Below are 14,698 nucleotides of genomic sequence, written 5' to 3'. Positions count from 1 at the left end.
CCGGACATTCGCGTTTGTTCAATATTGCTTCTGCAGTTGAAGAGTGCGACGCAACGATGCTTAATAGCAATACTACTGCCGGTGACATGATTACAATAACGGGTAACATACTTTACGAGGAAGATTATTCAGGCGAGATAAGTTTTACATAGGCACTGTTTTCTCTGAACATTTGTATGCCTGAAGAGAAGTTCATGTATGGAATTTTTTTGCGTTTGTGGTTGAGGCGGCTGATCTTCCAGAGAATGCGCCAGTGCCTGATGATCTCTTTCCAGGCGAATAAAATAGAATGTTGCGGATCGTACATATGCGTGGGTTCACTGCCGGCACCATTAAGTTCGATGATACTAAAATTTTCTCCACGTTTCAGCTCTTCCCAGGTATTGTAGCGCACGTCCATTCTGCCGTAATAAAAGCCGGGTATGTTTTTACAAACAGCATCGATAATGCCTGACAGTTGCTGATCTGCAAGTGGTGTAAGATCAATAAACTTTGCCCCGCGTGCATGATTGCCGTAGGGCACGAGTACAAAATTTTCGTTTAAAGGTAATATTTGCTTCAACGTTTTTCCGTATGTCTTCTGCAGTACAGGCAACTGGAGTATATAACGTTTATCCAGTTGCAGTAACTCCTCTATGGTGGCGATACCATTGCCAGTTACCGTTAAAAATTCTTTGCCAACGATACCTGAAATATGACCTTCACTTTCTCCGGGATACCGGTAATAAAAGATACCTACTTCATTTTCGAAAGGAACAAACTCCTGTAATAAAAAATCGACCTTGCTGGTTTGAAGGTATGCCTGAACATCCCGTTCGGTATCGAGCTTTTTTACACTGAGTCCGCGCATGCCAATATCGGGCTTACCAATTAAGGGAAATATAAACGCATGCTGCTGCATTGTTTGCTGTACAACGCTAAATGCACTGCCTGCTTTTACAAGTACAGTTTTAGGGTAATATTGTGGTGGGATGATGTCGTATATTTCTTTTTTACTTTCCATTAAAAATCCGCCGTTTTTTATAGCAGGATTTGCGGTATTGAAAAAGAAAAAAGACCTTGCCCTTATGCAAAGCCAGACCCAGTAAATATAGATGGGTGTGTAGACTGTATGAAAAGACCAATACTCCCAGTTAAAGAGCTTGATAAAAAATGGTCTATTTAGTATTTCTTTCAGGAAACTCATTCGTTTGTTGTAAGCGCGCCTGTAAGTGAAAGTATTTGTTGATATTCGGTTTCAGTAGTAAGGTCTTTGTATACCATGCGGGCACCTGTACCGGATATTTCAATGCCTGTAATGCTTACGGTGAGCATGTGACCTTCGCGATTCATCCTGAGGTCATTGAACAGGTCGCCATCTCCCCCGGCCGCATGAAAATGCATGATATCATTTAACGAAGGCGTGCTATTTTCCTGAAGCCAGTTAGCAAACCATTTTTCTCTTTTTGCTACAATTGCCGGCTCGTACAAAGTAGCCGAAGACCACATGTGGGGCAAAGTTTTATCCAGTAGTCTGATATGCCTGCGCCGGCCATCCCAGCGGCACTCATACAGTTCATCAAAACAAAACAGCACCATGGTAAATGGTTCGATATTTTGAAAAGGGACCTGGTTGAATGCATTTAATGGTGACCGTTCAGCAATAATCTCCAGCAATATGATGCCCCTGCTTTTACGGTATGGAGGGTTATGACTGTGCCTGATGAAAGCTCCGTTTAACAACACCACTGCATTCCCGTTTTCGTGTACGGCAATCCATGTGCCCCCGGCATTTGCATCCTTCGGGAAAAGAATATTGCCCTGGGCAATTCGGTGTATAGCAGGTGGTAATGCCGTTTTGCGAAGCCTGCTTTCATCCCTGTTTGATGTAATAAGATATTTATTGGCTACACGCAAAAACGTTACTGTGCACATGCCTTCCGGTATTTGATGGTAGAAGATGCCACACCGAAACTCTCCGGCAAGTCAAAAGATGAAAGTTCCAAAAGGCCAACCCTTATAAGTGCCATGTGATGCACGGTATGCTCCAGGTTATACACGAGTTCCCTTAAATAATTTGTTTTTATATGCAACACATCCTGCGATAATTCATCGTATCCTGCTTCGAGCACCAAATCTTTATCGGGCCTGGCCAGACCGGCATTTATGGAGTGCATCAGTTGCAATGCAAAAGCCTTATTTGTTTCAATGGTACGATCACGTTTACGTTTTTCATAATTAACAAGGCCATCATTATAACCATTTTCAAGGCACACGAACAGTTCGAGTATGTGTCTTACATGCTGACCAATGGTGGCATTGGATAAGCTTGAGATTGGTTGTATGTATTGCCCATCCGTAAGCCGCTCAACCGAATCTTGTAATTGAACGAATACATTGGAAATAGCTTGCTGCAGGTTCATAGTTTGAGTTTTTACGTTTCGTTTTGTATGTACGAAAAAAAAATGTATATAGCTTGTAAAAATAAGCCTGGTGTTGGCTTCAATTACAACAAATATTACAAGTATTACATTCCATCTGTTTTCACTTATTATTTTATGCTTTAAGTACAGGCAAAACCATTGCCCGGATACATTACTATGGCATTTCCAGTAATGCACTGCCAAATAAATGATTGTATTGCTGGCAATGTATTAAAGCATAGCGAAACTTAGCAAAATCTGTACCTACAGGAACGACATATGACTGATTTCCGTTTGTCGATTTCAGTTTTCCCAAATCAATAAAATGTACCGGAATTTCTTCTTCCGACAAATAAACATGTAAATCCGGCCCATTCGAGCTTTTAATGTCATCAAAGTACAATATATATTTTCCATTATCAAGATAAAGACCTGCATCTCCGGAAACGCTTCCGTAAGGACCGTTTGAGAACATGCCTGAATAGACCAGCATGCCAGCAGTTGTATCGATTTGTTCATTCAACACATCTGAAGGTGTGGCATTTTGCTTTGCGCATGACGTGATCATAAAAACGAGCAATAAAACGATAGTTATTTTTCCCACTTTCATAGATATAATTTTATGTAGTATAAACGGTATAGGTGTAACTATTTGTTAAGTTGCCAGGTAATACCAAGACCAAAATTGTTCGCTTTGTTGCGGAACCTGTCATTTTTTGAACCATCGGCAAATGTTTGTTCCACAGAGTTTGCCTGGTATTCTACAAACACAAACTGGTACACGCCTTTGATACCCCACCGGCTATTAAGATTGTAACGCAAAAAGAACTCTGAATTGAGGGAACCTTTATCGTGATCGCCGGTTAGCAGAAGATTGAATGCAGAGGGCTTTGCAGAAGGTTCGGTAATTGTTTGACCGTTGCTTTTAAAAACTCCGTTTGTCTTTGTGCCAAAGCTGAAACCCACGAGGTCTATATTGAAGCCGGCGGAAATTTTTTCGTTAAAATGATACCCCAGATTCAAAGCGATGTTCACCGCGTTTACAAATGATCTCTGCACTACCAGGGTATCAAAGTTTGATTCCTGCTGACCGGCAAAAAAGATGGCAAACGGCGTTGTAAATGTTCTTGTAAGCCTGGCGGGACCAGCGGTAATAAAATCTTTTTTTGTGCCAAAGTAGGCCGTGTTTCTTACACCCAACCCAATATCGAATTTGTGCGACTTGCCAAATCTTGTGTTATAGGAGTACGCGGCAGCAAGCGTGCCTTGTTTACTACCTGCGGTGGCCGAAAAATCTACCTGCTGGTATTGATTGCTTTTTTGTGCATGAATACTCGAGGCAACGAATATGCATACAATGGCGAGTGTTTTTCTCAAGATTAAGTTTTTAGAAGTTTAAACCCAACCGCCTGAATATTTGTGCGCGGTATATGATAAGAAGTATGAGAGAAGCCAGGAAAACCAGTAACGCGTAAATAAATAACAAACCGCCATCGCCCTGAATTTCTATACCCAGTTTGGTAAGGTGAAAAAACAAAGCGCCACTCATTAGCCCGATAGCTAAAAGTGCTCCGAATGCTGTGGTGGAAGGAATGAGAATAAGTATTGACGCAACAAGTTCCATTGCACCCGTTCCGATACGGCCCCATGGTTCCATACCAAGCGTTGAAAATATATATACAGATTCTTCCGCACCGGTAAATTTGAAAAAGAGGGTTTGTAGCATGATTACGGCTGCCAGCAGCTTTAACAGCCAGATGCCGATTGTTTTGATATTAAGAGACATGTTTGTGTGTTTTGGTTGGTGTACAATTAATGGTAAATCTTATTCCAGTTTGCATCTGCATGGCTCTTCAGGTTTGATTCATCCTTGTTCCATGACTTTAGGGTATTGTTGAAGTACTTATTGTAGAAAAGGTATAGTTTGTCGTTGATGATCTTAAACGTTTCGGGATCTACTTCCACTTTTGTACCATCGTGCCCCATGGCATATGCACACCACCCGCCATATTGAGGTTCGAAACGGGAGGGATTTTTTGTAAATAATTCTTTGTTTGCTGCAGAAGAAAAATAATACGTTACACCGTCGTACACTGCGGAAAATTTTTTTGAACCTTCTACTGCTTTGTGTTCGGTAAAATAGGCAACAGGATCATAACCCTGTATGGCGAGCCCTTTTTCGAGATTGAAGTTTTTGGTCTTAAGCGCTGCGGCATTTTGAGCGTGCAGGTAATGTGGTGCAACAAACCACAGCAAAGCGACCAGGTAAATATGTTTCATATTGTTGGTTTGCACTTAATACGTGCATACCAGCAATTCCTTTCCATACAAAATAAAAATAATTTGTTAATGCCTGCAGTAGTCTTTGACGACTGTTGAGTTAACAGATAATTGTCGCAGCATCGCTGCTGCATCATGCTATAGCGTACAAGAGTGCGACGCAACGGAAGCCCGATGCCTGTACTACAGCTGGCTACCAAAAAAATTATGCCTCCTGCCCGATCCACACCGCGCCGCCAATACTGTTGCGTGTTGCACCAGTAACAGTCTTTAATACGGTATCTTCTTCTCTCCACCTGAGTACACCCAGTAATGCCATGATCAAAGCCTCTTTGTATTGTACAATATCTTCAGCAGGAACAGTGACAGTTATATTAAGTGGCGTGAGCATTTGTTGAATGAGTGTTATAAGAAAGCTGTTAAACGCACCGCCGCCTGTAACAAGCATTTGTGCGCCGTTATTGGAAGGCAGCCGTTGGGCGGCAGCGGCAACCTGTATGGCAATATGCTCTGCATAAGTACGCATTGCATCTTCCAGGGGTATGGCGGCAGCTTCTATCAACGGAAAAATAATATCTGTACCAAAACTATTGGCCAGCGATTTGGGAAATGGCAACCGGTAATATTCCTGCTCATTTAGCAGGTGCAATAAAGCAATATTGACATGACCGCTTTTAGCTATTGTGCCATTTTCATCGAAAGCCTTCCCGGTTTTTTCTGCGAGCATATTTAAAACGCGGTTGGCAGGGCACACATCAAATGCTACATAATTGCCGGAGTGGCCTGATGAAATGTTTGCGATACCGCCTATGTTCAGGCAGTAATCATACTGCCCAAAGAGTAGTTTTTCTCCTGTGGGTACAATTGGCGCCCCTTGCCCGCCCAATGCCACATCCATATTGCGAAGGTCACTGACTACATTTATACCGGTTGCCGCTGCAATAGCGGCACCATCGCCAACCTGCGCAGTTATATGATGCTGAGGCGCATGAAAGACTGTATGGCCGTGGCTGCCAATGATCTGTACCTGGTGGAACAGATGGTGCTTTTCTATAAATGCGTTGACAGACTCACCAATATATCGCCCATAAGCAGCATGCAGTAACATGTAATCGTACGCGCTTAATGTTGGTGCATTTTGTAACCTGCTCTTCCACTCAGCAGTATAAACGGTACATTCAGCAGCCCTTATTTCAAAGGCCCATTTGCCCGCACGTTCTTCGAGTTCTGTGAACACCATATCCAACCCGTCAAGCGATGAACCACTCATTATTCCAATGCTGCGATATACCATAAAGACTATTTTAAATTTATGCTTGCCGATTAAAGATTTGGTCTTATTTTTCGGGCTGCAATCTACAACCGGTAATTCTAAATTGTTCAACAACCATGGTTAGAAATTTAAGCGACCAGCACAGCCTGCTCACCAATTGGTTAAGTGAATTAAGAAATACAGATATTCAGGATGACCGTATGCGTTTCCGCAGAAACCTGGAGCGTATTGGTGAGGCAATGGCGCTGGAAATAAGTAAAGAATTACCATGGGAAGTAAAAGATATACAAACGCCGCTTGGTATTCATCCATCTAAAATACTACAACAGCAACCGGTGCTGGCTACTATTCTTCGTGCCGGTCTTCCATTACACAACGGTTTATTGAACTACTTTGACAAAGCAGACAATGCTTTCGTTTCAGCATACAGGAAACATGACCCCGATGGAAACTTTATTATAGAGCTCGAATACCTGAGCTGCCCGCCCCTGGATGACAGGATTTTAATTATCAGCGACCCAATGCTTGCTACCGGCGCATCGTTGGTAAAAACAATCGAAGCCATGAAAGATGAAGGTACGCCTTCGGAAATTCATGTGGTGTGTGCCATTGCATGCACGGTAGGTATAGAGTACGTAATACGCGAAGCCGGCGATGCCGTAAAAATCTGGTGTGGAGACATTGATGATGAACTAACTGCGAAAGGTTACATTGTGCCCGGGCTTGGCGATGCCGGCGACCTTGCATTTGGCTTAAAGTCTCAGTCGTAGCGTGTTAAAGATTGATTATAAGCATTAAAACTGTAGTATAATTCCCTAAATTTGAAACCTTAATAACTGTAATGAGAACCATTCTTCTAACGCTGTTTTTGGCTTGTGCAGTTGGAATTGTGAAGGCGCAGGATCCGCATTTTTCACAGTTCTATGCTTCGCCTCTAACCCTTAACCCCGCATTCACCGGTAAATTTGATGGCAATGTAAGAGTTGCAGGTAACTATCGCAACCAGTGGCCTACTATAAACCGTGCTTTCCAAACCGCTACCGTTTCTGTTGATTTTCCTATCTTAAAAAATGTGGTGGACGAATTTGACCGCTTTGGTGTAGGCATTATGGGCTACACAGATAAAGGTGCAGACGGCGCTATCAACTTCAATTATCTTTCTTTGTCTACCGCTTACCATAAGGCGCTTGATGAAGATGGTTACAAACAACTCGGCTTAGGCTTCCAGGGAACTTATTCCAACATGCTCATCAACACCTCAAAACTTACTTTCGAAAATCAGCTAGATTTGAATGGACAGTGGACGAGACCATCAGGCGAAACATTCGATAACGTGTCCTTGAATAAAGGCTACTTTGATCTGAATGCAGGCTTGCTATACACGCAAAGTACAACCGACAGAAATAATTTTTATGCAGGCGTAAGTTTATACCACATCAACAGGCCAGATCAAACCTTTAATGCCGGGCCGGCCTACCTTGCTTATAACCTGGCCATGCGTTCTACCTTTCATGCGGGTGGCTATTTTCCGACAAGCGAAACAACAACCCTGCACGTGAGTGCTTTGTACAGCACACAAGCCGGCGCAAGTGAAACCGTTTTGGGTGGCGCCATGCAAATTGCAACGCAGGACCTTAATACCACAGACAACCCGGTAAGTTTTTATGCAGGTGCATGGCTGCGCCTTGGAGATGCATTGATACCATATCTCGGTCTTGAATGGAACAACCTGCGTTTTGGTGCTACTTACGATATTAACACATCAGATCTTAAGACAGCTTCTCAAAGCCGCGGCGGCGTTGAACTTTCACTTATTTATATAGCCAGAACACCGGGCAGCAAAGGTCTTCCTTGTCCTAAATTTTAATGATTTGTTTACGGGCTTTTGTACAGGTGGCATCGCCTGTTGTGTCACTCACTTGTGCGGCTGGACCGTTATGCAGCACGGAGGAGGTGAGTGGTGAATGGTGAATGGTCAATAAGGATAAAGGAAACATAATCATCTTCGTGTTGCCCAATCATCATTCATCAGTACAAGAGTGCGACGCAACGGAAGCTTAATGCTTATGCTGCTGCCGGGTACATCGTATTCAACTATGTTTTTATAACGTGTGAAAATACCGGAGTAGCCCCTTTTTACCGCAGCAAAAAAAATTTACTGATTTTTTTTATTTCTTTTTAAACCTTCCAAAACGATGCAGGTCTGTTATACTATGCAATGCTTTAATGGTTTATGAAGCATCACAAATTTTACAAAGCGATTTAGTACACTTTACTATAAACTTGCAGCAGGGTTAAAACAGGGCGTCATTGCGAGAGCTTGATGCCCTTTGTTTTTTATTTCAATTCGTATATATCAATAGCAGTAACACTACCATGAAATGGTGCCTGAATAAATCAACGGCAGTTTATCTTCCGGCTTTTCAGGTTTCGTATTTTCTCTTTTTTACAGGCTTATAGTTCAGTTGTTCCATAACGGCTTCGGGTGTGGGGTTATTTGTTACGGAAACAGCGATATAGTACATGACAACCAATAACCCGATTGAAAACAGCACCTCACCGGTAGTGATCCAGTAACCCCACCAGCTATACACGGCAGCCTGTTTTGGCTGGGCGCCTTCGAAGATAAGGTCTACCTGCTGGCCTTCTTTTAAGCTGCGGAAATGATAACCTGCCTTTACTGCGTAAGACTTTCTATCTGTTTTGTAAAACGCAAACGGCTCGGGCTTTCCGGTTGTGGAATCTTTTATATAATGAATGGTGGCTTTGGTAATTTCTCCGTCGATAAAATCCGGGGTTCTTGAAAAAAGCAGGTACAAACCAAAGCATGTAAGGTATAATATGATGGTAATTTTGATCATAAAACAGAGTCGGCAAATTAGCCAACTCCTTTTATATTAACCCAATTTGTTTATTGCTTAATTACTGAGGCTTCTAAAATCAACCGGCACCAGTTTACTTACACCAGGCTCCTGCATGGTTACCCCATAAATAACGTCTACAGCACCCATTGTTTGTTTATTGTGTGTTACGATGATGAACTGCGAGTTCTCGCTAAACTTCTTGATCATCTGCGTAAACTTGCCAACGTTGGCATCATCCAGTGGTGCATCTACCTCATCGAGAATACAAAATGGTGCAGGCTTGATAAGGTAAATGGAAAACAGTAATGCTGTAGCTGTAAGTGTTTTCTCTCCCCCGCTCAACTGTGTGATTGACGATGGTCGTTTACCTTTTGGCTTGGCGATAATATCTATACCTGTTTCTGCAAGATTTTCCGGGTTTTCCAAGATAAGGTCCGCAGTATCTTCTTCTGTAAACAATGCTTTAAACACTTTCTGAAAATTATCCCGTACACGGTTGAACGTATCAAGGAACTGCTGGTTGGCAGTGGCTTCTACTTCCTGTATGGTTTGCAACAGGCTCTCTTTTGCTTCAACAAGATCATTCTTTTGCTCAAGAATAAACTCATAACGCTTTTTCATTTCCTGGAAGGCTTCTATAGCTGTGGGGTTTACTTCACCAATATTTTCAAGGCGTTTACGCATTCTGTCAGCTGTTGACTGTAATTCTTCCAGTGGCGTATCCGTTTTTCTGGGCTGATCAAGTATTTCGTCGAGGTCTATTTTAAACTCCACGTTTAACCGCTCTTTCATACCTGCCAGTTGCAGTTTGAGTTCGTTCAATTTGTCTTTTATCTCTGCCAGCAGGTGCTCCACCATTTCGCGGCTTTTTGTTTTGTGCCGCAGTTCACTCTCTTTTGCCTGCAAAGCATTACGAAGGTTGTAATATGTTTGATCAGCCTCGTTCAGTTTTTTCTCTTCTTCCTCTTTTCTCCGTAACAGTTCTACCAGCAATGCTTCACTTTGTGCAAGCGCTTCCTGGCTTTCAGTAATATTACCGGCAGCTTCTGCAAGTTGTTGTGTGTTGCTGGTAACCTGGTTTTGCAGGTCGTTTAACTGGTTTCTTTTAAACACAAGCTCCTGCCTGATAGCAGCAATTTTGCTTTGCTGCCTTGTAAGCAAAAGATTGTTTTCATTGTATTGGGCAGTGGCTTTATTATAATCCTGTTCTGCAAGCTGGTAATCCTGCTCTACCAGTTTAAGTTCCTGTGCTGTAGCCTGTAGTTGCTGGTTTAATTCTCCCAACTGTTCCCGGGTAGAGGAAATGGCATCCTGCTCGTCCTGTAACCTATATTCAATGTCTTCCAGTCTTTGTTGTGCATTTTGCTGTGCAGACTGTAAGTTTTCAATTTTGTTCCTTGTAGCAAAAACCTGGTTGGTAAGCTGGTTGATCTCGTTTTCCGTTTGCTTAATGGCATTTTCTTTTAATTGCTCGCTATAGCCAATAACCTCATTGTGCTTCTGCTTTATTTCTGCTCTTAACGCATTTACCACAGCTTCCTGCAGTACAATCTCGTCGTGCAGCTTTTCAAGGTTTTTGGCGCGACCAATCTTTTTACCTTCAAATAAACCTACACTTCCGCCGGTGAGCGTATATTTTCCTCTTACATATTTACCTGTCTTTTCAAGTATTACCGCGCCGTCAGCATTTTCAATGGCATCTTCATTTTCAGCGATGTATACGTTGCCGAGAAGATGTTCTGCCAGTTTACGATACTGGTCATCCACTTCAATCACGCTTAGTGCAGGTATAGTATTGGCAGGCTGGTTTGTTTCGCCGGTGCTTTCGCTTAACTTATCAAGTATAAAAAAGTTGGCTTTACCTTTCTTATGTGCGTCAAGCAGGTGAACCGCAGTAAGGCCTTCGTGCAGGGTATTAACCACGTAGTAGTTAAGATAAGGTTCCAGCACATTTTCCACTGCGGCCCGGTAGGCTTCGTTCACATAGATAATATCAGACAATATAGGCGCAGCATTGTTCCACTCCGGATTCTTGTGCAGGAATTTTACACTCTCAGGATAACCTTCCATTGAGTCGATCAGGCTTTTTAATAATGCATGCTCATTCTTTCTTGCATCAAGTTTGCGGTTTTCCTCTGCCAGTTCGTTCCTCAAACCTTCAAGTTGTGCCTGTGTTTCAAGAATCTGCTCTTTTGTCCTTTCATGCTGCTCCTGCAACTGCTGCAGGTCGATGCGTTTATTTTCCAGTAAAGATTCCTTTTCCTGCAATTCATTTTCCAGTTGTGCTACCTGGGCAGCGCGGTTTTGCTTTTCATCGGTAAGTTGGGTTTGTGCCCGCTGCAGGTTTTGGATAGAGGTATCGGCAACCGCCACTTTCTTTTCTGCATCAAACTGGCCACGTTGTGTTTGCTGGTACTGCGCTCTGAGACTATCTACAGAACCGCGCTTTTCATCGAAAAGGTTACGCTTTTCCTCAACTGCTTCTTTTGCGCTGATAAGCCTTTCTTCCAGTTCCTTTAGCTTACCTTCTTCTTCTGTTACCTGCAACTGGCTGAATTCGATAGACTCTGTAATGCCATTTAATTGTCCTTCTGCCTTAGCGAGAAAATCTTTTAAATTATTCTCTTTTTCTTTGAGGTAATGCAGTTTTTGTGTGGCAAGGTTCTTTTCGTTTTCTTGTGTCCGAACATCCTGCTGCAATACATTGAATTCATACTGCATACTCTGAAGCGTTCTTTCTTTTTCAACAAAGCCAACTTTCTCCTGTTCAATCGCGGCTTCTTCAGTGGCAATTTCGGCTTCTAACTGCACCCTTTTGTTGGTTTCAGTTTCCTGCTGCTCATTTAGTTCCCTGTAAGTAATATTGAAGCCTTCCAAAGCCGCTTTTGCCAGCTCTACCGAAATCTCTTTGTAGTCCTTCTTTATTTCAAAATACTTCTCCGCTTTTTTCGCCTGGTTTTCAAGAGATTTGAGCTGGTTATTTATTTCGAAGAGTAAATCTTCTATACGATTAAGATCCTGCTCAGTTGCATCTAATTTACTTTTGGCTTCTTTTTTCCTTGTCTTGTATATGGTAATGCCGGCTGCCTGCTCCAACATACGGCGGCGGCTGTTTTCTTTGTCTTTGATAATATCATCCACCATACCTAATTCTATGATGGCGTAACTATCTGTAGAAACACCGGTATCCATAAACAGGTTATGGATATCTTTTAAGCGGCAGGCCACATCATTTAAACGATACTCACTGTCACCATTTTTAAAGAACCGGCGGGTTACGGTTACTGTGCTGAATTCTGTTGGCAGGAGATTACGGGTGTTTTCGAATGTAAGGCTTACTTCGGCAAGGCCGCTTGCGCTACGGGTACGACTGCCGTTAAAAACCAACGCTTCGAGGTTTTCGCTTCGAAGGGCCGAAATTTTTTGTTCGCCAATTACCCACCGAATTGAGTCTATAATATTGCTTTTACCGCATCCGTTGGGACCGATAATGCCAGTAATACCTTCATCGAAGTTCACAGTAGTTTTATCTGCAAAGCTTTTGAAGCCTTTTATTTCCAAAGATTTTAGTCTCACTTTTTAGCCCATTTTGTCAAATGCGAACATAACTTAATTAAGTAAACTTTTTGCCTGTTCATTTTTAGCTGTGGAGAAGCTGTGCAGAAAATACCAAAAAACAGCTCCCTAACGTTTCAAAACAATTCTATATATCATTCATTTACAAGTATATCAATTTATTTTACTAAACTTAAAAAGCAATAATCCGATATTGCTAAGACTTTACTTATTACTGTATTTTACCACACCAGCCTTATACAATGATTTTACGAAGAAACTAAATGCCTCAATAAATTAATAATCAATAAATTATGAGTTTCTATTCAACTCTGATTGTGATGTGTGGTTTTCTTAATATATGCTTGTATAATTATCGCACGAATACTAAGATATGCCTTATAAATTCATTTTAAGATATTGATAATTAAAGGCTTAATTGGTCTGTTTATTAATAAATTTGATTATTGCTGGCGGTCAGATCGCCGTTGTGGCCGTGTATTGCGAATTTAGTTTGAGTTCCCGCTCATGCTCCATTGCAGTGATTGTACCGAAGCAGTTGCATTAACTTCCTTCAGTACAAGAGTGCGACGCAACAGAAGCCCAATTGTTGTACTGCTGCCGGGCTCATAAACAACCCGTTACGCCTAACTTCGCGTTCGTTATATGTCAGCCAAAGATTATTATAAAGTGCTGGGTGTAAAACCGGACGCCTCCGGCGATGAGATCAAACGTTCTTACAGGCGGCTGGCACTAAAATACCACCCTGATAAAAACCCCGGTGATGTAGTGGCAGAAGCCACGTTTAAAGAAGTGGCAGAAGCTTATGAAATCTTATCAGACAATGTAAAACGGGAAGATTATCATTATAAACGATTCTACACTTATAACTACAAGTACAAAGAAAAAGAACGGGTAACGCCACAAACGATTGTTAAGGCAGCTCAAAAAATACAGGATCTTACGGCGGGTGCCGACCCATTCAGGATGAACCAGGACGCATTGTTTTTCCAGGTAGAAGACGTTTTAAGTGAAAACAACCTTGAATTGCTTGTGCGAGAAAATGCAACAGCAGAGAAACAGGTAATATTGCTGGCCCTGCTCAACGCCTGCAGGCTGATGGAGTTTTCATTTTACCAACAACTGCACGACAAGATGCTGCTGCTGGCCAGCGACGCCACAGCAAAAACAGTAACGCAATTTTACCGGAGAAAAAAACGGGAGGCAGACTGGGGGAAATACAAAACCGCAGGCGCCGTTGTGCTGGCCATTCTTATGTGCCTGGCAATTTTCCTGGCAGGAAAACTATAACCATTTATTGGCGGTCATCCAGTTAAGGCAACGATCAAACCATTTATCGCTGGTAGTGGGGTTATTCATACCAAAGCCATGTCCGCCTTTCTGATAAATATGCATTTCAGCCGGAACCTCGCTGGCAATAAGGGCATCGTAAAACCGGATGCTGTTGGCCACTTTAACCGCATCATCATCTGAAGCATGTACGAGAAAGGTGGGTGGTGTATTGGCATTAACCTGTAACTCGTTGGAGAAGTAACGAACCATTTCTGGCTTTGGCATCTTACCAATCAGGTTATCTCTCGAACCCATATGCGTAATATCATCTGCAAAACTGATGACAGGGTAGCCAAGTATTAAAAAATCAGGACGCAGGTTGGCCGATGCAAGTGCTTTGCTAACCGCATTATTAAAATGTGTGCCTACAGATGCAGCCAGGTGGCCACCGGCGCTGAAACCCATTACCCCCACCCTATCTATACTAATATTGTACTGCGTTGCATGCTGCCTGATAAAATAGAGCGCCTGCTGTGCATCCATTAATGGTACATAAGCTTTATTGTCCATACAGGCATCGTCGGGTAACCGATATCGCAAAACAAAAGCGGTTATACCTTTATCGTTGAACGCTTTGGCAAAATCATTGCCCTCATGACCGGCGGCAATTACACCATACCCCCCGCCGGGAATGATCAATACAGCCGTTCCGTTTCGTTTTTCTTTGGGCGCTTCAAAAACTGTAATGGTAGGTACAGTTACCCCGCTAACAATCAGGATGCCGTCTTTATTCCAGGTGGTGTCAATTATTTCTTTCTGCTGAACCTCGCATTTTTTTGCATAAGGAACCGCGCCTTCGTATAATGGAATAGTTTTTTGGGCACGCATAGACATTGTTGATAAACAGAATACGGTAATGATTGTAAGAACCTTTTTCATATTGCAAGTTGTAATATTGCCAAACAACTAAGATAACAAATCAAACACAATCTATTGTTAACCTGCACACTTACTATAGTCAGATATCCGCG

The 14,698-nt window shown here is 42.4% G+C and carries 14 protein-coding genes; 3 read left to right on the top strand and 11 right to left on the bottom strand.

All coding sequences use genetic code 11. The features are described from left to right. Window positions 1-124: 124 nt before the first annotated feature. The 8 genes from I5907_RS12390 to I5907_RS12355 form a co-directional block, all read right to left on the bottom strand. Window positions 125-1,186 carry an ATP-grasp domain-containing protein gene (locus I5907_RS12390; RefSeq protein ID WP_196991134.1) on the bottom strand — a complete coding sequence of 354 codons (1,062 nt, stop codon included), beginning with the start codon at window positions 1,184-1,186 and terminating at the stop codon, window positions 125-127. Continuing rightward, entirely contained in the window at window positions 1,183-1,914 is a 732-nt protein-coding gene (locus I5907_RS12385) for an NRDE family protein (RefSeq protein WP_196991133.1), read from the bottom strand. The genes I5907_RS12390 and I5907_RS12385 overlap by 4 nt, the downstream gene beginning before the upstream one ends. Then, entirely contained in the window at window positions 1,902-2,402 is a 501-nt protein-coding gene (locus tag I5907_RS12380; RefSeq protein ID WP_196991132.1) for a hypothetical protein, read from the bottom strand. The genes I5907_RS12385 and I5907_RS12380 overlap by 13 nt, the downstream gene beginning before the upstream one ends. 175 nt (window positions 2,403-2,577) lie before the next feature. Further along, on the bottom strand, window positions 2,578-3,012 hold the full coding sequence (locus I5907_RS12375; RefSeq protein ID WP_196991131.1) for a DM13 domain-containing protein: 435 nt from the start codon (window positions 3,010-3,012) through the stop codon (window positions 2,578-2,580). A 38-nt stretch (window positions 3,013-3,050) separates the two neighbouring features. Beyond that, window positions 3,051-3,779, bottom strand: a complete 729-nt coding sequence (locus I5907_RS12370; protein ID WP_196991130.1) for a hypothetical protein — start codon at window positions 3,777-3,779, stop codon at window positions 3,051-3,053. Window positions 3,780-3,789: 10 nt separating this feature from the next. Next, window positions 3,790-4,188 (bottom strand): DoxX family protein, encoded by a 399-nt coding sequence (locus tag I5907_RS12365; protein ID WP_196991129.1) that lies wholly within the window; start codon window positions 4,186-4,188, stop codon window positions 3,790-3,792. Between the two features lie 26 nt (window positions 4,189-4,214). Then, on the bottom strand, window positions 4,215-4,682 hold the full coding sequence (locus I5907_RS12360; RefSeq protein WP_196991128.1) for a YHS domain-containing (seleno)protein: 468 nt from the start codon (window positions 4,680-4,682) through the stop codon (window positions 4,215-4,217). 205 nt (window positions 4,683-4,887) lie between these two features. Then, on the bottom strand, window positions 4,888-5,976 hold the full coding sequence (locus I5907_RS12355) for an anhydro-N-acetylmuramic acid kinase (protein WP_196991127.1): 1,089 nt from the start codon (window positions 5,974-5,976) through the stop codon (window positions 4,888-4,890). 95 nt (window positions 5,977-6,071) lie between these two features. Here I5907_RS12355 and upp point away from each other — a divergent pair, with 95 nt between their 5' ends. Beyond that, window positions 6,072-6,725, top strand: a complete 654-nt coding sequence (upp, locus tag I5907_RS12350; RefSeq protein WP_196991126.1) for a uracil phosphoribosyltransferase — start codon at window positions 6,072-6,074, stop codon at window positions 6,723-6,725. Window positions 6,726-6,796: 71 nt separating this feature from the next. Further along, a complete protein-coding gene (locus I5907_RS12345; protein WP_196991125.1) occupies window positions 6,797-7,822 on the top strand; it encodes a PorP/SprF family type IX secretion system membrane protein in 1,026 nt (341 codons plus the stop codon). A gap of 556 nt (window positions 7,823-8,378) precedes the next feature. Here I5907_RS12345 and I5907_RS12340 read toward each other — a convergent pair. Next, on the bottom strand, window positions 8,379-8,816 hold the full coding sequence (locus I5907_RS12340) for a DUF3592 domain-containing protein (RefSeq protein WP_196991124.1): 438 nt from the start codon (window positions 8,814-8,816) through the stop codon (window positions 8,379-8,381). A gap of 57 nt (window positions 8,817-8,873) precedes the next feature. Then, a complete protein-coding gene (gene smc, locus I5907_RS12335; RefSeq protein WP_196991123.1) occupies window positions 8,874-12,395 on the bottom strand; it encodes a chromosome segregation protein SMC in 3,522 nt (1,173 codons plus the stop codon). A 645-nt stretch (window positions 12,396-13,040) separates the two neighbouring features. Here smc and I5907_RS21785 point away from each other — a divergent pair. Beyond that, window positions 13,041-13,685 (top strand): DnaJ domain-containing protein, encoded by a 645-nt coding sequence (locus I5907_RS21785; RefSeq protein WP_196991122.1) that lies wholly within the window; start codon window positions 13,041-13,043, stop codon window positions 13,683-13,685. Here I5907_RS21785 and I5907_RS12325 read toward each other — a convergent pair. Beyond that, window positions 13,680-14,606 carry an alpha/beta hydrolase gene (locus I5907_RS12325; protein WP_196991121.1) on the bottom strand — a complete coding sequence of 309 codons (927 nt, stop codon included), beginning with the start codon at window positions 14,604-14,606 and terminating at the stop codon, window positions 13,680-13,682. The two genes, I5907_RS21785 and I5907_RS12325, sit on opposite strands and share 6 nt — an antisense overlap. Window positions 14,607-14,698: the final 92 nt, after the last annotated feature.

It is taken from the genome of Panacibacter microcysteis, from assembly GCF_015831355.1.
Taxonomy (GTDB): domain Bacteria; phylum Bacteroidota; class Bacteroidia; order Chitinophagales; family Chitinophagaceae; genus Panacibacter; species Panacibacter microcysteis.
This window is presented reverse-complemented; position numbering and strand designations above follow the sequence as displayed.

Excerpts from the sequence above, each read along its gene's own strand:
- I5907_RS12390 (WP_196991134.1), bottom strand. The coding sequence starts at position 1,186 with ATGAGTTTCCTGAAAGAAATACTAAATAGACCATTTTTTATCAAGCTC.
- I5907_RS12385 (WP_196991133.1), bottom strand. The coding sequence starts at position 1,914 with ATGTGCACAGTAACGTTTTTGCGTGTAGCCAATAAATATCTTATTACA.
- I5907_RS12380 (WP_196991132.1), bottom strand. The coding sequence starts at position 2,402 with ATGAACCTGCAGCAAGCTATTTCCAATGTATTCGTTCAATTACAAGAT.
- I5907_RS12375 (WP_196991131.1), bottom strand. The coding sequence starts at position 3,012 with ATGAAAGTGGGAAAAATAACTATCGTTTTATTGCTCGTTTTTATGATC.
- I5907_RS12365 (WP_196991129.1), bottom strand. The coding sequence starts at position 4,188 with ATGTCTCTTAATATCAAAACAATCGGCATCTGGCTGTTAAAGCTGCTG.
- I5907_RS12360 (WP_196991128.1), bottom strand. The coding sequence starts at position 4,682 with ATGAAACATATTTACCTGGTCGCTTTGCTGTGGTTTGTTGCACCACAT.
- I5907_RS12355 (WP_196991127.1), bottom strand. The coding sequence starts at position 5,976 with ATGGTATATCGCAGCATTGGAATAATGAGTGGTTCATCGCTTGACGGG.
- upp (WP_196991126.1), top strand. The coding sequence starts at position 6,072 with ATGGTTAGAAATTTAAGCGACCAGCACAGCCTGCTCACCAATTGGTTA.
- I5907_RS12345 (WP_196991125.1), top strand. The coding sequence starts at position 6,797 with ATGAGAACCATTCTTCTAACGCTGTTTTTGGCTTGTGCAGTTGGAATT.
- I5907_RS12340 (WP_196991124.1), bottom strand. The coding sequence starts at position 8,816 with ATGATCAAAATTACCATCATATTATACCTTACATGCTTTGGTTTGTAC.
- I5907_RS21785 (WP_196991122.1), top strand. The coding sequence starts at position 13,041 with ATGTCAGCCAAAGATTATTATAAAGTGCTGGGTGTAAAACCGGACGCC.
- I5907_RS12325 (WP_196991121.1), bottom strand. The coding sequence starts at position 14,606 with ATGAAAAAGGTTCTTACAATCATTACCGTATTCTGTTTATCAACAATG.